The sequence below is a fragment of the Comamonas nitrativorans genome (assembly GCF_042654765.1).
GTDB classification, from domain to species: Bacteria; Pseudomonadota; Gammaproteobacteria; order Burkholderiales; family Burkholderiaceae_C; genus Comamonas; species Comamonas nitrativorans.
Window position 1 is genome coordinate 159,721 of sequence record NZ_JBHSEW010000007.1, and the last position, 17,518, is coordinate 177,238.

The 17,518-nt window shown below is 65.1% G+C and carries 12 protein-coding genes; all 12 read right to left on the reverse strand.

Annotation, left to right across the window (positions count from 1 at the left end; genetic code table 11):
* Positions 1-238 precede the first annotated feature (238 nt).
* Positions 239-2,728 (reverse strand): heavy metal translocating P-type ATPase, encoded by a 2,490-nt coding sequence (locus ACFO3A_RS09625; protein WP_377725909.1) that lies wholly within the window; start codon positions 2,726-2,728, stop codon positions 239-241.
* A 67-nt stretch (positions 2,729-2,795) separates the two neighbouring features.
* Positions 2,796-3,227 carry a ribonucleotide reductase subunit alpha gene (locus tag ACFO3A_RS09630; RefSeq protein ID WP_377725911.1) on the reverse strand — a complete coding sequence of 144 codons (432 nt, stop codon included), beginning with the start codon at positions 3,225-3,227 and terminating at the stop codon, positions 2,796-2,798.
* Between the two features lie 23 nt (positions 3,228-3,250).
* On the reverse strand, positions 3,251-3,937 hold the full coding sequence (locus tag ACFO3A_RS09635; RefSeq protein WP_377725913.1) for a carbonic anhydrase: 687 nt from the start codon (positions 3,935-3,937) through the stop codon (positions 3,251-3,253).
* A gap of 13 nt (positions 3,938-3,950) precedes the next feature.
* On the reverse strand, positions 3,951-4,733 hold the full coding sequence (locus ACFO3A_RS09640) for a peptidylprolyl isomerase (protein WP_377725915.1): 783 nt from the start codon (positions 4,731-4,733) through the stop codon (positions 3,951-3,953).
* 373 nt (positions 4,734-5,106) lie between these two features.
* Positions 5,107-5,829 carry a respiratory nitrate reductase subunit gamma gene (gene narI / locus ACFO3A_RS09645; RefSeq protein WP_377725918.1) on the reverse strand — a complete coding sequence of 241 codons (723 nt, stop codon included), beginning with the start codon at positions 5,827-5,829 and terminating at the stop codon, positions 5,107-5,109.
* Positions 5,826-6,518 carry a nitrate reductase molybdenum cofactor assembly chaperone gene (gene narJ, locus ACFO3A_RS09650; protein ID WP_377725919.1) on the reverse strand — a complete coding sequence of 231 codons (693 nt, stop codon included), beginning with the start codon at positions 6,516-6,518 and terminating at the stop codon, positions 5,826-5,828. Before narJ ends, narI begins: the two co-directional genes overlap by 4 nt.
* 15 nt (positions 6,519-6,533) lie before the next feature.
* Positions 6,534-8,057 (reverse strand): nitrate reductase subunit beta, encoded by a 1,524-nt coding sequence (gene narH / locus ACFO3A_RS09655; RefSeq protein ID WP_377725920.1) that lies wholly within the window; start codon positions 8,055-8,057, stop codon positions 6,534-6,536.
* A 26-nt stretch (positions 8,058-8,083) separates the two neighbouring features.
* Positions 8,084-11,872, reverse strand: coding sequence for a nitrate reductase subunit alpha (locus tag ACFO3A_RS09660; protein WP_377725921.1), 3,789 nt, complete (start codon positions 11,870-11,872; stop codon positions 8,084-8,086).
* Positions 11,873-11,911: 39 nt separating this feature from the next.
* Positions 11,912-13,357: an MFS transporter gene (locus ACFO3A_RS09665; protein ID WP_377725923.1), complete on the reverse strand. Its 1,446-nt coding sequence runs from the start codon at positions 13,355-13,357 to the stop codon at positions 11,912-11,914.
* 25 nt (positions 13,358-13,382) lie between these two features.
* Complete coding sequence (locus tag ACFO3A_RS09670) at positions 13,383-14,666, reverse strand: MFS transporter (protein ID WP_377725925.1); 1,284 nt, start codon at positions 14,664-14,666, stop codon at positions 13,383-13,385.
* A gap of 199 nt (positions 14,667-14,865) precedes the next feature.
* The gene (locus tag ACFO3A_RS09675) at positions 14,866-15,558 is read right to left on the reverse strand and encodes a LuxR C-terminal-related transcriptional regulator (RefSeq protein ID WP_377725926.1); all 693 of its coding nucleotides are present in this window, start codon (positions 15,556-15,558) and stop codon (positions 14,866-14,868) included.
* Positions 15,559-15,564: 6 nt separating this feature from the next.
* Positions 15,565-17,439 (reverse strand): histidine kinase, encoded by a 1,875-nt coding sequence (locus ACFO3A_RS09680; RefSeq protein WP_377725928.1) that lies wholly within the window; start codon positions 17,437-17,439, stop codon positions 15,565-15,567.
* Positions 17,440-17,518: the final 79 nt, after the last annotated feature.

Sequence of the window (17,518 nt, forward strand, 5' to 3'; positions counted from 1 at the left end):
CCCAAAGGGCGCGAAGCGAGTTCCACGGCGGGTATTCAAGCTGCGCAGCACGCTTTCTTTGCGTCCTTTCTTGCGCGTGCAAGAAAGGATGTCGCCTGCCGGGGCGAGTCCCGGCCAGCAGAACCCAAAACCCAAAGAACATTAAATAAATAGCTGAAACCGCTGATAAATAAACAATTTCAAGATAAAAACTACTTGAAATTCAATAAGTACAAGCGGAAAAAGCTCTCTTTTTCAATCACCCCTTCGGCTGAAACCGCCGCAACCGTAAGGCATTACTCACCACAAACACACTGGACAACGCCATCGCCCCCGCCGCAAACATCGGCGACAGCAGCGTCCCATTGACCGGGTACAGCACCCCGGCGGCCAGCGGAATCAGCGCCACGTTGTAGGCAAAGGCCCAGAACAGGTTTTGCGCAATGTTGCCCATAGTGGCCTGCGACAGCGCAATCGCCTTGGGCACGCCGCCCAGGTCGCCGGACATGAGGACCACGTCCGCCGCCTCGATGGCGATGTCGGTGCCCGTGCCGATGGCCATGCCCACGTCGGCCTGCGCCAGCGCCGGGGCGTCGTTGATGCCGTCGCCCACATAGGCCAGGGTGCCGTGGCTTTTTTGCAGGCGCTGCACGGCATCGACCTTGCCGCCGGGCAGCACCTCGGCCACCACTTCGTCGATGCCCAGTTGCCGGGCGATGGCCTGGGCGGTGTGGCGGTTGTCGCCCGTCACCATCGCCACCTTCAGCCCCAGCCGGTGCAGCGCGGCAATCGCTGCCGGGGTGCTGGGCTTGATCGGGTCGGCCACGGCCAGCATGGCGGCCAGTTGGCCGTCGATGGCCGCGTAGAGCGGGGTTTTGCCTTCCTGGCCGAGCTGCTCGGCAGCGGCGGCAAAGGGGGCCACGTCCAGGCCCAGTTGCTGCATGAAGCGGTCGGCGCCGATCTCGATACGCTGGCCGCCCACCTGGGCGCGAACACCCATGCCGGTGATGGCGTCGAACTGCGTGACCTCGGGCAGCGCCAGCCCTTCGCGCTCGGCGGCCTGGACGATGGCGCGGGCGATGGGGTGTTCGGACTGCCCTTCCACCGCCGCAATGGCGGCCAGCACCGGGGCGCGGTCGAAACCGGGGGCCAGCGCCAGGTCGGTGAGTTCGGGCCGCCCCAGGGTCAGGGTGCCGGTTTTATCGACGGCGACGACACGGGTGTGCTTCAGTTGTTGCAGCGCCTCGCCCTTGCGCAGCAGCACGCCCAGTTGCGCCGCGCGGCCCGTACCGACCATGATCGAGGTGGGCGTGGCCAGCCCCATGGCGCAGGGGCAGGCGATGATGAGAACGGCCACGGCATTCACCACCGCGAAGTTGAGCGCAGGCTGCGGCCCCCACAGCCACCAGACGAGAAAGGTGAGCGCCGCCGCCGCCATGACGGCCGGGACGAACCACATTGTCACCTTGTCGACCAGCGCCTGGATGGGCAGCTTGGCGCCCTGCGCCTGCTCGACCATGCGGATGATCTGCGCCAGCAGCGTGTCGCCGCCGACCTTGGTGGCTTCGAAGACCAGGGCACCGTTCTGGTTCACCGTGCCGCCGACCAGTTCGGCCCCGGCGCGTTTGGTGACGGGAATGGGTTCGCCGCTAATCATGGATTCATCGACGAAGCTCTCGCCCTCCAGCACCGTGCCATCGACGGGGATGCGCTCGCCGGGGCGCACCTGCACGCGGTCGCCGGCCATGACTTGGACGATGTCCACCTCCTGCCATGCGCCATCGCCGCGCTGCACGCGGGCGGTCTTGGCCTGCAGTTGCACCAGACGGCGGATGGCTTCGGAGGTCTGGCCCCTGGCCCGCGCTTCCAGAAAGCGGCCCAGCAGAATCAGCGCGACGATGACCGCCGCCGCCTCGAAATAGACGTGTACGGTGCCCGCAGGCAGCAGGCCGGGGGCGAAGGTGGCGACCACGGAATAGGCAAACGCCGCTGCCGTGCCCAGCGCCACTAGGGAGTTCATGTCCGGCGCACCGCGCAGCAGGGCGGGCACGCCCAGGCGGTAGAACTGCCGCCCCGGCCCCAGCAGCACGGCACTAGTCAGGACACATTGCAGCAGCCAGCTGTTCTGCATACCGATGGTGGCGTCGATCCACATGTGCAGCGGCGGGAACAGATGCCCGCCCATTTCCAGAATGAACACGGGCAGGGCCAGCACCAGGGCCAGCCACAGGCTGCGTTGCAGGCGCTGGCGCTCTGCCGCCTGGCGTTCGGCCTGGGCATCGCTGGCCTGGGCGCTGGCTTCCTGGACGACGGGAACCGCTTCGTAGCCGGCCTTCATGACGGCGGCCACCAATGCCTGCACGGGCGTGCCGGCCAGCATCTTGATGCGGGCGCGTTCGGTGGCCAGATTCACCGCCACGTCCTGCACGCCGGAGACGCGGCGCAGCACGCGTTCGACCCGGCCCACGCACGAGGCGCAGGTCATGCCCTGCACTTGCAGCTCGATGCTGGCTTGCGGCACGGCGTAGCCGGATTTTTCGATGGTGGCGATGGCCACTGCCACGTCGGGCGGACCGTCAAAGCGCAGGGTGGCGCTTTCGGTGGCCAGATTGACCTGGACGCTGGCGACGCCGGGCAGTTTCTTCAAGGCCCGCTCGACCCGGCCCACGCACGAGGCGCAGGTCATGCCCTGCACCGGCAGGGTGACGGCGGCAGGGGGGCGGGCCACCGTGCTGGCAGCGGTATTCATGGCAGTGCTTCCTTCAGTCATCCGGCAACTGTAAGGCTTGCCATGATGGCAGAGTCAAACGGCCTCACTAACCCGGCTGCAACTGCACCGGCTGGCCCTGGCGATTGAAGGGCAGGTAGGCATTGACCATGCCGCCGCGAATCGACTCCACCATGCGGTGCAGTTGCGCATCGACCTGGGCATCGCTGGGCTCTTCGTGCAGCACCCCGCCCAGGGCGGCGACGAAGACCAGCGTCCAGGGCTGGGACAAGGGCGCTTCCAGGGCTTGGGACTCTTCCAGCAGAGCGGCAAAAGAGGCAATTTCTTCCGGCTTTTTATCCACGCACAGCAGCGGCTCCAGCGTGCCACCCTGGGCCTGGGTGAACTGCGCCTGCTGGCGGGCGCTGGGCTGGTCGGGCAGGCCCGCGCTGGCAAAGACCAGCAGCAGGCGCTGCGGCTCGGGCTGGGCGCGGGCGATGCGCAGCAGGTCGTCGAAGTGTTCGATGGTGGTGGTGTTCATGGCAGTGGGGGTGGGTGCGCGGTTTACACGGCGGGAATCTGGCCGTCGTGTTCGACATAGGGGGGATAGGGCGGGCACGGCATGGTACCGCTGTGTTCGGCCAGGGAGGCGGCAATGAAGCCGCCGCTGGCCACATCGAAGACGTAGACCTGCCCCTCCTCGATCACATAGTGCCAGCCGTGCAGGGTCAGCCGCCCCTGCTGCACGCGCTGGCGCACCATGGGGTAGTCGAGCAGGCGTTCCAGTTGCAGGACGACGGCCCGCTGCTCGGTGCGGCGCAGCACTTCGGGGCAGGGCTGCATGGGCAGCACGGCCTGGCGGCCCAGGTCGAGCCAGCGGTGCAGGTTGACGGCCTCGTCCGGCACGCCCTGGTACAGCGCCTGCACGGCGCCGCAATGGCTGTGCCCGCAGACGACGATGCGCTGCACGTTCAGCGTGAGGGTGGCGTACTCGATGGCCGCCGTGGTGCCGTGGTGGCCGTGCGAGCCGTCGTAGGGCGGCACGAACGCGCCGACGTTGCGCACCAGGAACAGCTCGCCCGGCCCCGCGCCCGTGAGCAGATAGGGCAGCAGGCGCGAGTCGGAGCAGCCGATGAACAGCGTGGTCGGGTGCTGGCCATCCTGCACCAGCGCCTGGAACTGCGCCCGGTACTGGGGAAAGGCGTTGTGGTGGAAGTGCTGGAGGCGCTCCAGCAGCTCGTCGTCGGGCATACGCGCCTGCCGCTTATTGCACCAGCGGGCTGCTGGCGGCGTCCAGGTCGATGCCGACCACTTCCGCCTCGCCGGCCAGCAGTTGCAGGTACTGGCGCAGGGCGTTCAGCCAGGTCTGGTGGCGCAGTTGCTGGGCCACGGCTTCATGCACCTGCTCGAAGGGTTTGGTTTCGGGCTTCTGCCGGGCGCAGACCTGCACCACGTGCAGGCCGAAGCGGCTATGCACCAGGCGGGCCAGCACGCCGATTTCCTGGCCCTCGAACACGTCGCGGGCAAATTCCGGGGCGCAGTCCTCGCGGGTCAGCCAGCCCAGGTCGCCGCCTTCGGCGCCGCTGGGGCAGTTCGACCACTTGCGGGCGGCTTCGGCAAAGGCCGGGCCGCCCTCGTCGGCGCAGCGCAGCTCCAGCAGCAGCGCCTCGGCCCGCTGGCGCAGCAGGGTGACGTTCACCCCTGGCGTGACGGCAAACAGGATGTGGCGCAGATGGGCACGCTCGCCCCGCGCCCCGATGGTGGGGTGGGCGCTGTGGTAGCGGCGGCAGGCGTCTTCCGAAGGTTCGGGCACCGTCAGCGCCTGTTCCAGCAACTGCTCGATGGCGGCGGTGGCGGCGGCGCTGGTGGCCCCGTCCTGGGGCTGCGGGTCGTCCTGCGCCAGCAGGCCTTGCTGCTGGGCCTGCTGGCGCAGCAATTCGGTGCAGGCGCGTTGGCGCAGCAATTCCTGGGGGAGATGTTCGCCGGGGGCGTGGAGGGGGATGCCGTTGATTTTTGCGGGTTCTGCTGTGGCGGTGGCTTCTGGCATGACAAATCCTTTATTGATAGCTTTTACCGCTGGTAAATAAACGGTTTTAGGTGGTTTTATATTTGAAGTTGTTTGTTTATATACGGTAACAGCTACTTTTTCAGAGTGTTTGTTGAAAATTCGGTCTTGCGAATTTCTGGTTCTGCTGGCCGGGTCTCGCCCCGGCGGGCGACCTCCTTTCTTGCACGCGCAAGAAAGGAGGCAAAGAAAGCGTGCTGCGCAGCTTTTACGCCGTGGAACTCGCTTTGCGCCCTTTGGGCGCTCCGCTCGGACAGCCACGGCGAGTCAGATGGGATGCGGCTTGCCTGTTATGGGGACCACACCCTGATGGATGCGCTGTGAAGGGCGGGGCTTCTTCGCTTGCTTCGCAGCTTCAGACGCGGGGGTGGTTGTGGCCGGCCGGCAAATTCATCCGCCTTGCCCGCACCAGTTGGTAGGGCCGCACGATATAGGCCAGGGTGCCAAAGCCGCTCCACACATGTACCAGCCGGGTGAAAGGGAAGATCAGGAAGATCGTCATGCCCAGCGCCATGTGCAGCTTGAACACCCAGCTCACCCCCGCCAGCAGCCCGACGGCATTGCTCTGGAAGGTGACAATGGATTGCGCCCAGCCGGCCAGTTGCATCATCACCGAGCCATCCAGATGCTGGCCCGACAGCGGAATCGTTGCCAGCCCCAGCGCCAGTTGCACCCACAAAATCCACAGCAGCAGGATGTCGCTGGTCTTGCTGGTGGCGCGGATGCGTGCGTCCGTCAGCCGCCGGTGCAGCAGCAGGCTGACGCCGACGAAGGCCATCAGCCCGGCGATGCCGCCGCTGACCATGGCCATGAGCTGCTTGTTGCCTGCGCTGATGAAAGCTTCGTACATGAAGTGCGGGGTGAGCATCCCCACGCTGTGGCCGAAGAACAGGAACAGCACGCCGATGTGGAACAGGTTGCTGCCCCAGCGCAGGCTGCCCCGGCGCAGGAGCTGCGAGGAGTCGCTTTTCCAGGTGTACTGGTCGCGGTCGAAGCGAATCCAGCTACCGATGAAGAACACGGCCAGACAGATGTAGGGGTACAGGCCGAACAAAAAGTTATCAAGCCAGGCGGTCATGGCGCAACTCCTTGGGAAGATTGAGAACGTGTTTTACGCACCGATTGCGGGATGGGGCGGTTCTGCCCCAGGTTGGTGCAGCCGTCGAAGGCTTCCGGCTCGGCCCAGGCCTCGTCCATGTCCGGCTCGGGAGCCAGGGGCACGGCCTGCGCTTTTTCGCCAGCCGCTTCCAGGATGGCGGCGATCACGCTGGCATACGGGCTGTGCCGTTGCAGCAGGGCGGTGAACAGGGCGTTCAGGATGTGCGTCATCTCGCCCAGAAACTCCCGCGCCAGTGCGGCGGGCTGGGTGGAGGCGAACTCCAGCACCACGCCCAGGTGGTCGGGCAGCTCGGCCGCGTCAAAGACCAGACCGGCCTTTTCGTAGGTCTGCGCCAGGTCCAGCAGCGCCGGGCCGCGTTCGCGCGAATCACCGTGGATATGCTCGAACAGGTGCAGCGAGGTCTGCCGCCCCCGGTCGAAGGTTTCCACATAGCGCTCCTGCAGGGCATAGATGTCCTGCTGCGCCAGTTGGCGGCCCAGGGCGTGCAGCTCGGCCTGGCGCTCGCGGGTCAGGACTTTTTCTTCCGCCAGGGCTTGCAGCAGTTCCCCGACCTGGGGGCGCAACTGCGTGTCCGGGTAGTCCAGCAGCCGGGCCAGCACGCGCAGGGTGACGCGCAGGCTGGCAGGGGTGGAGGTGGTTTTCAACATGGTGCTGCTCCTTTCCTACACCGTCGCCTTGATGGGGATGGTGCGTTTTTTCTTGCTGCCGAAGATGCTCACCGGGGTACTGCCGTCCGAGCAGCCGTTACCGAACGAGAAGCCGCAACCGCCGCGCACGTCGAAGGCGTTTTCGGCGTACTCGCGGTGCGTGCTGGGGATGACGAAGCGGTCTTCGTAGTTGGCGATCGCCATCACCTGGTACATGTCCTGCACGTCGTGCGCCGTCAGGCCCACCTGTTTCAGCACGGACAGGTTCTGCACCTTGTCCACATGCACGCCGCGCTGGTAGGCCCGCATGGCCAGCATCCGCTCCAGCGCCCGGATGACCGGGGCGGTGTCGCCCGCCGTCAGCAGGTTGGCCAGATACTGCACGGGGATGCGCAGCTGGCCCACGTCGGGAATCTCGCCATTCACGCCCAGGTGGCCGGCGTTGGCCGCCGAGGTGATGGGCGACAGCGGCGGCACGTACCACACCATGGGCAGGGTGCGGTATTCCGGGTGCAGCGGCAGGGCGATCTTCCAATCGACGGCCATTTTGTAGACCGGGCTTTTCTGCGCCGCTTCGATCCAGTTGTCGGCAATGCCGTCAGCACGGGCCTGGGCGATCACCGCCGGGTCGTTGGGGTCGAGGAAGATATCCAGCTGCGCCTGGTACAGATCGCGGTCGCGCTCCACGCTGGCCGCTTCCTGGATGCGGTCGGCGTCGTACAACAGCACGCCCAGGTAACGGATGCGGCCCACGCACGTTTCGGAACACACCGTGGGCTGGCCGGCCTCGATACGCGGGTAGCAGAAGATGCACTTCTCGGCCTTGCCGGTCTGCCAGTTGTAGTAGATCTTCTTGTACGGGCAACCGCTCACGCACATGCGCCAGCCACGGCATTTGTCCTGGTCGATCAGCACGATGCCGTCTTCCTCGCGCTTGTAGATCGAGCCCGAGGGGCAAGACGCCACGCACGCCGGGTTCAGGCAATGCTCGCACAGGCGCGGCAGGTACATCATGAAGGTGTTCTCGAACTGGCCGTACATCTCCTTCTGCACCTGCTCGAAGTTCACGTCGATGCTGCGTTTGGCGAACTCGCCGCCCAGGATTTCTTCCCAGTTCGGCCCCCACTCGATCTTCTCCATGCGCTGGCCGGTAATCAGGCTGCGCGGGCGGGCGGTGGGCGCGGCCTTCATCTCGGGGGCCGATTGCAGGTGGTCGTAGTCGAAAGTGAACGGCTCGTAGTAGTCGTCGATCTGCGGCAGGTTGGGGTTGGCGAAGATCTTCATCAGCATCTTCCACTTGCCGCCCTGGCGCGGGGCGATGGAGCCGTCGGCGTGGCGCGTCCAGCCGCCGTTCCACTTGTCCTGGTTCTCCCATTCCTTGGGATAGCCGATGCCGGGCTTGGTCTCGACGTTGTTGAACCAGGCGTATTCCACGCCGGGGCGGCTCGTCCAGACGTTCTTGCAGGTGACGGAACAGGTGTGGCAACCGATGCACTTGTCCAGGTTCAGCACCATGCCGATTTGGGCACGAATTTTCATTGTGTTCTCCTTCTTTCTCAGGCGCTTCAGGCGTGTTGGGCCGCCGCTTCGGTTTCGGCATCCATCCAGTCCACGCGGCGCATCTTGCGCACCAGCACGAACTCGTCGCGGTTGGTGCCGATGGTTCCGTAGTAGTTGAAGCCGTAGCTGTACTGCGCGTAGCCACCGATCATGTGCGTGGGCTTCAGCACCACCCGCGTGACCGAGTTGTGGATGCCGCCGCGCGTGCCGGTGATTTCCGAGCCGGGGGTGTTCACGATCTTTTCCTGCGCGTGGTACATCAGCACCATGCCGTTGTTCACGCGCTGGCTGACCACCGCACGGGCGGCAATTGCGCCGTTGGCGTTGAACAGCTCGACCCAGTCGTTGTCCACGATGCCGCCGCGCTTGGCGTCGTCCTCGGACAGCCAGATCACCGGGCCGCCCCGGTTCAGGGTCAGCATGTGCAGGTTGTCGCTGTACGTGCTGTGGATGCCCCATTTCTGGTGCGGCGTGATGAAGTTCAGCGCAATCTCGGGGTTGCCGTTGGGCATCTTGCCCTCGACCTCGTGCAGCGCCTTCAGATGCACCGGCGGGCGGTAGCTGACAAACCCCTCGCCAAAGTCACGCATCCAGGGGTGATCCTGGTAGAACTGCTGGCGGCCCGTCAGCGTGCGCCATGGAATCAGCTCATGCACGTTGGTGTAGCCGGCGTTGTAGCTGACCTTCTCACTCTCCAGCCCGCTCCAGGTGGGCGAGGAAATGATCTTGCGCGGCTGCGCCTGGATGTCGCGGAAGCGAATCTTCTCGTCCTCGCGGTGCAGCGCCAGGTGCACGTGGTCGCGCCCGGTCTGCTTGCCCAGGGCTTCCCAGGCCTTGCAGGCGACGTGGCCGTTGGTTTCGGGGGCCAGCATCATCACTACCTCGGTGGCGTCGATGTCGCTGACGATGCGCGGCCTGCCCTGCGTCACGCCTTCTTCGCGCACGCGGCCATTGAGGTCGCCGAGCTGCTCCACCTCGGTCTGCGTGTTCCAGCCGATGCCCTTGCCGCCGTTGCCCACCTTGTCCAGCAATGGCCCCAGGGCGGTAAAGCGCTTGAAGGTGTTGGGGTAGTCGCGCTCGACCACGGTGATCTGCGGGGCGGTGACGCCGGGGATCAGGTCGATCTCGCCCTTCTTCCAGTCCTTCACGCTGTAGGGCTGGGCCAGCTCGCCCGCCGTGTCGTGCATGATGGGGGTGAGGACGACTTCCTTCTCCACGCCCAGGTGGCCCACGCAGACTTCGCTGAACGCCTTGGCGAAACCCTTGTAGATCTCCCAGTCGCTGCGTGCCTGCCAGGCCGGATCGACGGCGGCGGACAGAGGGTGGATGAAGGGGTGCATGTCCGACGTGTTCAGGTCGTTCTTCTCGTACCAGGTGGCCGTGGGCAGCACGATGTCGGAGTACAAGCAGGTGGTACTCATGCGGAAGTCCAGCGTGACCAGCAGGTCCAGCTTGCCCTCGGGTGCCTGGTCGTGCCACTTCACTTCCATGGGCTTGGCCTCGTCCTTGCCCAGGTCCTTGCCCTGCACGCCGTGGGTCGTGCCCAGCAGGTGCTTGAGGAAGTATTCATGACCTTTGCCCGAGCTGCCCAGGATGTTGGAGCGCCACACGAACATGTTGCGCGGCCAGTTCAGCGGGTTGTCCGGGTCTTCGCAGCTCAGGGCGATACTGCCGTCCTTGAGCGACTGCACCAGGTACTCCTTGGCGTCCTGCCCCTTGGCGGCAGCGTCTTTGACCACCTGGAGCGGATTGACCTCCAGCTGCGGGGCGCTGGGCAGCCAGCCCATGCGCTCGGAGCGCACGTTGAAGTCGATCATGCTGCCCTGGTAGGCGTTTTTGTCCGCCAGCGGCGACAGCACTTCTTCCACGCCCAGCTTTTCGTAGCGCCACTGGTCGGTGTGGGCGTAGAAAAAGCTGGTGGAGTTCTGCTGGCGCGGCGGACGAATCCAGTCCAGCGCAAAGGCCAGCGCCGTCCAGCCGGTCTGCGGGCGCAGTTTTTCCTGGCCCACGTAGTGCGACCAGCCGCCGCCCGACTGGCCGATGCAGCCGCACATCATCAGCATGTTGATGATGCCCCGGTAGTTCATGTCGCAGTGGTACCAGTGGTTCATGGCCGCGCCGATGATGACCATGCTCTTGCCGTGTGTCTTGTCGGCGTTGTCGGCAAACTGGCGGGCAATGGCAATCACCTGCTCGCGCGGCACGCCGGTGATCGGCTCCTGCCAGGCGGGGGTATAGGGGGCGTTGGCATCGTAGCCACCGTCGGCGCCCTCGCCTTCCAGACCACGGTTTACACCGTAGTTGGCCACTTGCAAGTCAAAAACCGTAGCTACTGCCACACGGCCAGCAACGCCCTCACCGTTCAAATTCAGGTAAGTGACGGGCACGCGGCGCACCATGACATCGTCGCCCTGGTCGTTGGCGTTGAAGTTGGGGGTGTCGATACCGCCGAAGTAGGGGAAGGCCACGTCGGTGATCTCGTGCGCCTGGGTGCCGTCTTCCAGCACCGAGAGCTTGAGCTTGACGGTGTTGCCGTCGCGGGCGTCCTTGTTCTCCAGGTTCCACAGCCCCTGATCGGGGCCGCCTTCCGGCCCCCAGCGGAAACCGATGGAGCCATTGGGCAGCGTCACATTGCCATCCACGCCATAGGCCACGGTTTTCCAGTCCGGGTGGTTGGTCTGGCCCAGTTGCCCTTCGAAGTCGCTGGCCCGCACGTAACGGCCCGGCACCTTGACCACGCGGCCATCGGGCAGGGTCTTGTCTTCCAGCACCACCAGCAGCGGCAGATCGGTCAGGCGGCGGGCGTAATCGTCAAAGTAGGCCGAGCGCTTGTCGAAATAAAACTCTTTCAGGATGACATGCCCCATCGCCATGGCAACAGCGGCATCCGTGCCCTGTTTGGGGTGCAGCCACAGGTCGGCCAGTTTGGCGACTTCCGAATAGTCGGGCGTCACCGCCACCACCTTGGCGCCCTTGTAGCGCACCTCGGTGAAGAAGTGGGCATCCGGCGTGCGCGTCTGCGGCACGTTGGAACCCCAGGCGATGATGAAGTTGGAGTTGTACCAGTCGGCGCTCTCGGGCACGTCGGTCTGCTCGCCCCACACCTGCGGGCTGGACGGCGGCAGGTCGCAGTACCAGTCGTAGAAGCTCATCGGCACGCCGCCGATCAGGTTCAGGTAGCGGCTGCCGGCAGCGTAGGAGATCATCGACATCGCCGGAATGGGCGAGAAGCCGATGATGCGGTCCGGCCCGTACTGCTTGATGGTGTAGACGTTGGCCGCAGCGATCATCTGGTTGACTTCGTCCCAGGTGGAACGCACGAAGCCGCCCAGGCCGCGCTGCTTCTGCCATTCCTCGCGGGCTTCCTGGTTCTGCACGATGGCCGCCCAGGCATCGACCGGGCTTTTCGCCACCGCCAGGGCGGCCCGCCAGTGCTTCAGGAGACGGCCGCGCACCATGGGGTATTTCACGCGGTTGGCCGAATACAGGTACCAGGAGTAGGACGCGCCCCGGGCGCAGCCGCGCGGCTCGTGGTTGGGCAGGTCGGGGCGGGTGCGCGGGTAGTCGGTCTGCTGGGTTTCCCAGGTGACGATGCCGCCCTTGACGTAAATCTTCCACGAGCAGGAGCCCGTGCAGTTCACACCGTGGGTGGAGCGCACGATCTTGTCGTGCGCCCAGCGGTCGCGATAGGCGTTTTCCCAGGTGCGGTCTTCGCCGTTGGTCTGGCCGTGGCCATCGGCAAAGCTTTCCCGTGGCTGAGAAAAATAGGTCAGGCGATCAAGCAAATGACTCATGGAATGCTCCTTGGAAATCTGAAAAATAAAAGGGAGACGTCAGCAGGGCATCTCGGCGTTCTTGCGGGTGTAGTACCACCAGGTCACGACCACGCACAGCAGGTAAAAAGCGACGAACATCCACAGCGCGAACTCGGGACCGCCCGTCGTTTCGATGGAGCTGCCGTAGCTCTTGGGAATGAAAAAGCCCCCGTAGGCCCCCAGCGCCCCGGCAAAGCCGACGGCGGCAGCCCCTTCGGTATTGCCTTCCTTGATGGCCTGGGCCTTCGCTGCGGCATCCTGGCCGGTGACGGCACGCAATTTCTGGGTGAGGAAGATCACCGGAATCATGCGGAAGGTGGAGCCGTTGCCCACCCCGGTGGTGAAGAACAGCACCAGGAACATCAGGAAGAAGCCCATGAAGCTGCCCTCCTGCGGGCCGAAGGGCAGGGCGTAGCCCGTGGCCCCCTTGGGCAGGAAATACAGCACGCCCAGCACGGCCAGGGCCATGACGGCGAAGTTCCAGAAGGTCACCACGCCGCCGCCGATCTTGTCGGCCAGCCAGCCGCCGAAGGGCCGCGACAACGCCCCCACCAGCGGCCCCATCCAGGCGTAGGCCAGGGGGTTGATGCTGGGGAACAGCGCCTTCATGAGCAGCGGAAAACCGGCGGCAAAGCCGATGAAGGAGCCGAAGGTGCCCAGGTAGAGCAGGCACATCAGCCAGTTGTGCTTGTTCCTGAAAATGGTCGCTTGTGCCGCAAAGCTGGCCTTGGCATCGGCAATGTCGTGCATCCCGAACCAGGCCACGACAGCGGCAATGGCAATCCACGGCACCCAGATGAAGGCGGCGTTCTGCGCCCAGACGTGCTGCGGCTCGCCGTTGCGGATGATGACCTGCGCGTCACCGCCGAAGATGCCGAAAATGCCCAGCGAGATCACCAGCGGGCTGAGGAACTGCACCACCGACACGCCCAGGTTGCCCAGCCCCGCGTTCACGCCCAGGGCCGAACCCTTGCGCTCCTTGGGGAAGAAGAAGCTGATGTTGGACATGCTGGAGCTGAAATTGCCCCCGCCAAAGCCGCACAGCAGCGCCAGGATGAGCATGGTGGGGTAGCTGGTGGTGGGGTCCTGGATGGCAAAGCCGATGCCCAGCATGGGAATCAACAGCGACGCGGTGGACAGCGCCGTCCAGCGCCGCCCGCCGAACACCGGCACCATGAACGAATAGAAGATGCGCAGCGTTGCGCCCGACAGCGCCGGGGCCGCAGCCAGCCAGAACAGCTGGTTGGTCGAATACTTGAAGCCCAGCGCCGGCAGGTTCACGGCCACCACGCTCCAGACCTGCCAGACGGCAAAGGCCAGGAACAGCGCGGGCACGGAAATCCACAGGTTGAGCTTGGCAATCGCCTCGCCCTCGCGCTCCCAGAAGGCTTTGTCCTCGGGCGTCCATAAGGTGAGCATCCGCCCCTGGTGTCCAGCGGGCCGGGAAGATGGTGTAGAAGTCATGGGAAGCAAGCTCCTGACAATGGCATTAGTGGGAGGGCTGACCGTCACGGGTGGTCAGAAGATCGGTGCGGCGCACCTCGGTGAAATACATCCAGATCAGGGACACCCACACCACGCCGTACATCAGCATGAAGGCGCTGGAGCGCACGCCCGTCCAGTCGAGCAGGGCGCCGAACATGATCGGCAGCACGAACCCGCCCAGCCCCCCGGCCAGACCCACAACGCCGCTGATCGCGCCGATGTTGCCGGGGTAGTCATCGCTGATGTACTTGAACACGCTGGCCTTGCCAAAGGCCATGGCCACCCCCAGCACGGCCATGATGGCGGTGAAGGCGTAGACGTTCAGCCCGAAGTGGAAAGTGGTGCTGCCGGAGACGGTCTGGATGGTGAAATCGGTCTGCGGGTAGGACAGCAGGAACAGGCAGATCCAGCACACCCACATCACCCACCAGGTGACGCTGTGGGCGCCGTACTTGTCGGACAGCACCCCGCCGATGGCCCGCAGCACCCCGCCGGGCAGCGAGAAGCACGCCGCCAGCAGGGCAGCCACGCGGATGTCCAGCCCGTACTCGCCCACGTAGTACTGCACCATCCACAGCGCCAGCGCCACGTAGCCGCCGAAGACGATGCTGTAGTACTGGCAGTACTTGAGTACGCGCGGGTCTTTCAGGGTCTTGAGCTGGTCGGTGAACTTGACGTTGCTCGGCACCAGGTGGCGCGGGTCGCTGTGACTCATCAGCAAGAACACCACCAGCGCCCCCAGCATGATGGCGGCGTAGACGTGCGGCACGGCCTGCCAGCCAAACGCCACCAGAATCACCGGAGCAACGAATTTATTGACCGCCGCACCCGAGTTGCCGGCACCGAACACGCCCATGGCCATGCCCTGGCGCTCCTTGGGAAACCAGCGGGCCACATAGGGCGTGCCCACCGAGAAAGTCCCCCCGGCCAGCCCCAGCAGCAGGCCGATGATCAGGAATTGCCAATATTGCGTGGCCCAGGAGATGGCCCAGATGGCCGGGATGGTCACGGCCAGCAGCACGGCCATGACGATGCGCCCGCCGAACTTGTCCGTCCAGATGCCCAGGGGGACGCGAATGAGGGAGCCGCTCAACACCGGCATGGCCATGAGCAGGCCGAACTCGGTGGCATTCAGGTCGAGCATCTGCTTGATCGGGATGCCGACCACGGCAAACATCATCCAGACCATGAAACACACGGTGAACGCCAGGGTGCTGGCAATCAGCACCGACCAGGCCTGGCGGCTATAGCGCTCTGCGCTGACGGAGGAAGAAGAAGCGGAGGCCATTGCAAAAGTCCTGTAGCTGCAATGGTGTCGATCCTCCCCGTTCGCCCCGGCTCTGCCTATCCGCCAGTGGGCCTAAAACGCAAGGCAAAAGAACGATGGTGCGGGCAATGCCCTAGTTCCAAAGGAGTAGTACCCGAAAACGATATTTTGAATAAAAAAAGGCTTTATCGCTTACCCAACAAGCGCCAGCAGCTATCGATTATTCGCTGCGTGCGCGGTCGGAGGCATACACCGCCGCCTGCACGCGCGAACTCAGGCCCAGCTTGCGCAGGATGTGCTGCACGTGAATCTTCACCGTGGTTTCGGCAATGTCCAGCCGCCGGGCAATTTCCTTGTTGCTGGCGCCCTGGGCGATTTCGCGCAGCACGTCTTCCTCGCGCGGGGACAGGGGGGAGGCTTCGGCGGCGCTCTCCTCCTGCGGCACGGGTTCCGGCTCCGGGGCGCCCTGGCTCTGGAAGGCGGCAACCAGCTTGCCCATCATCTCGGGGCTGACCACCGGCTCGCCGCGGGCAGCGCGGTGGATGGCTTCAAAGAGCAGGTCGCCGTCCATGGTTTTGAGCAGATAGCCCTGTGCCCCGTTGCGCAGCGCCGTGGCCAGGTCCTGACCGTCCTCGCTTACCGTGAGCATCACCACCCGGCTGGCCGGGCTGGCCCGGCGCAGGCTGGCAATGGCATCCACCCCCAATACGCCGGGCAGGTGGTTGTCCAGCAGGATGACCTGGGGTTGCAGCACCGGCACCTGGCGCAGGGCCTGCCCCGCGTCGCTGGCATCGCCGATCACCTGCAGTCCGGCGTCCTGGCCGATCAGGGCGATCAGTCCCCGGCGGAACAGGGTGTGGTCATCGACGACAAAAACGGTAATGGGCCGGGGGCCGGTGGTGGTAGCAGACATGATGGGTCAAAGCGTGTCGTCGAGAGACGAAAAAGGGGATAGCTGCAAGCGCACGGTCGTTCCCTTTCCCGGGCTGGAAAGCACCTGCAAATCAGCCTGGATACGCGCTGCACGCTCCTGCATGATGCCCAGGCCGACGTGCAGGGAGTCGGGCGCCACCTCTTGCGAGGCAAAACCGCAGCCATTATCGGCAATGGTGAAGCTCCACACCGGGTGGCGCTGCACGCTGAGCGTGACCTGTGTGGCCTCGGCATGCTTGCGGATGTTGGACAGCGCTTCCTGCACGATGTGCAGCACCTGCACCTGTACGTCCGGGGGCAGGGGCAGGCCTTCCGGCCCCCCCATGATGAGGGCCCCTTTCAACCCCGTCTGGTGCTCGAACTTCGAGAGGGTGGAGCGCAAGGCATTGGCGATGTCCTCGTCGCTGGTGCGGGTGCGGAAATGCACCAGCAGCTCGCGCACGTCGGCGTAGCATTCGCGCACGCCCACTTCCAGCTCGGCCAGGCTGCGCTCGCGGGCGACGGCATTGTCCTTGGCGATGGCATCACGCAGCAGCTGCGTCTGGATTTTCAGGAAGGCCAGCGACTGGGCGATGGAGTCGTGCAGCTCGCGGGCAATCATGCTGCGCTCCTGGGCCACGGCGGCCTCGCGCTCCAGGGCGGTGACGCGCAGGCTCTCCATGGCACTGGCCAGGTGCTCGGCCATGGCCGTGAGCAGGGCATGGGTTTCCGGGGTCAGCACCCGCTCTGCACGAAAGTACAGGTTCACCTCCCCCAACAGGCGCTGCTGGTGGCGCAGAGGCACGCCCACCAGCGTGGCGTAGCCCGCTTCGCGGCAATGCGGCAGGGCCATGGTGTCCTCGGCGTTCAGGCGGACGACCCGCGCCCTGGCCCCTTCCTGCGGCGGGGCGCACAGACAAGCCCCCGTCGGCAAGCAGTATTCCTGGCTGCTCAGAACCTGGGGCAGGCCCTCGCTGGCCAGCAGCACGTAGCGCTCGTTGGCCTCGTCCGACCAGCGCACGGCCACGGCATCGGCCTGGACGCTGGCCCGCACCTGGTGGACAAAGCCCTGGGCCAGGGTCTGCAGGCTGTCGGCCTCGGCCATCTGGGCGCTGACGGTATACAGGGCCTGCAACTGGGCGTGCTGCGCTTCCAGGCTGGCAGTTTTCTCGCGCACCTTGAATTCGAGGTTTTCCCGGGCCGCCTGCAGCGAGGCCGCCATCAGGTTGAAGCCCGAAGCCACGCGGCCGAACTCTCCGCCCGTATCCAGCTGCAGCCGTGTCTGCAACTGCCCCTGCCGGATCCGGGCAATGCCCTCCTCCAGGCGTTCCAGGGGATAGATCACCTCCCAGTAGCTCATCATCCAGAACACGATGGCCGCCCCGATCACCAGCGCCACCATCATCAGCTGGAACAGGTGCAGGCCCGCCGTCCAGCGCACCATTTCCCGCTCCAGCAGGGTGACCAGATCGTCGATCACCTGCACCAGTGCGTCGCCCTGGGCGCGGAACTCGGGCAGCGTGGCCTGGCCCTCCATGGCCGACAGCCGCTGCCAGCCTTGCTCGATCTGCGCAAACTGCGTGCGCAACTGCGGCGTCCACAGGATCAGCAAGGGGCGGGAGGGATCGCCATCGCGCAGCAACTGCAAACTGGCGCCGAAGCGTTCGTTGCCCTGGGCCAGCAGGTGCTGCTCATGGTTCTGGTAGGACAGCTGCATCCGGAACACCTGCATCCGCAGGCGCCCGGCCTCGTTCACCGCCGCTGCGCCGCCTTCTAGCTTCCAAGTCACCCACAGGGTCAGGCCGACCGACACCAGCCCGACCAGGAGAAAAGCCAGGCTCAAGACCTTGATCTTGGTGGACAGGGATTGCGTGCGGAACATAAGCGACTCAAGACTCAAGGTAGTGGCAATAAGGGCATTCCCCAGAATTTTCGCCAGGATCAGGGCTGTCGCCCAAGAG

Bases quoted from the DNA above. Each gene is read 5' to 3' on its own strand.
- narI (WP_377725918.1), bottom strand. From the start codon at position 5,829: ATGACCGCCTGGCTTGATAACTTTTTGTTCGGCCTGTACCCCTACATC.
- ACFO3A_RS09665 (WP_377725923.1), bottom strand. From the start codon at position 13,357: ATGACTTCTACACCATCTTCCCGGCCCGCTGGACACCAGGGGCGGATG.
- ACFO3A_RS09625 (WP_377725909.1), bottom strand. From the start codon at position 2,728: ATGAATACCGCTGCCAGCACGGTGGCCCGCCCCCCTGCCGCCGTCACC.
- ACFO3A_RS09670 (WP_377725925.1), bottom strand. From the start codon at position 14,666: ATGGCCTCCGCTTCTTCTTCCTCCGTCAGCGCAGAGCGCTATAGCCGC.
- ACFO3A_RS09635 (WP_377725913.1), bottom strand. From the start codon at position 3,937: ATGCCCGACGACGAGCTGCTGGAGCGCCTCCAGCACTTCCACCACAAC.
- ACFO3A_RS09680 (WP_377725928.1), bottom strand. From the start codon at position 17,439: ATGTTCCGCACGCAATCCCTGTCCACCAAGATCAAGGTCTTGAGCCTG.
- ACFO3A_RS09630 (WP_377725911.1), bottom strand. From the start codon at position 3,227: ATGAACACCACCACCATCGAACACTTCGACGACCTGCTGCGCATCGCC.
- ACFO3A_RS09675 (WP_377725926.1), bottom strand. From the start codon at position 15,558: ATGTCTGCTACCACCACCGGCCCCCGGCCCATTACCGTTTTTGTCGTC.
- ACFO3A_RS09660 (WP_377725921.1), bottom strand. From the start codon at position 11,872: ATGAGTCATTTGCTTGATCGCCTGACCTATTTTTCTCAGCCACGGGAA.
- ACFO3A_RS09640 (WP_377725915.1), bottom strand. From the start codon at position 4,733: ATGCCAGAAGCCACCGCCACAGCAGAACCCGCAAAAATCAACGGCATC.
- narH (WP_377725920.1), bottom strand. From the start codon at position 8,057: ATGAAAATTCGTGCCCAAATCGGCATGGTGCTGAACCTGGACAAGTGC.
- narJ (WP_377725919.1), bottom strand. From the start codon at position 6,518: ATGTTGAAAACCACCTCCACCCCTGCCAGCCTGCGCGTCACCCTGCGC.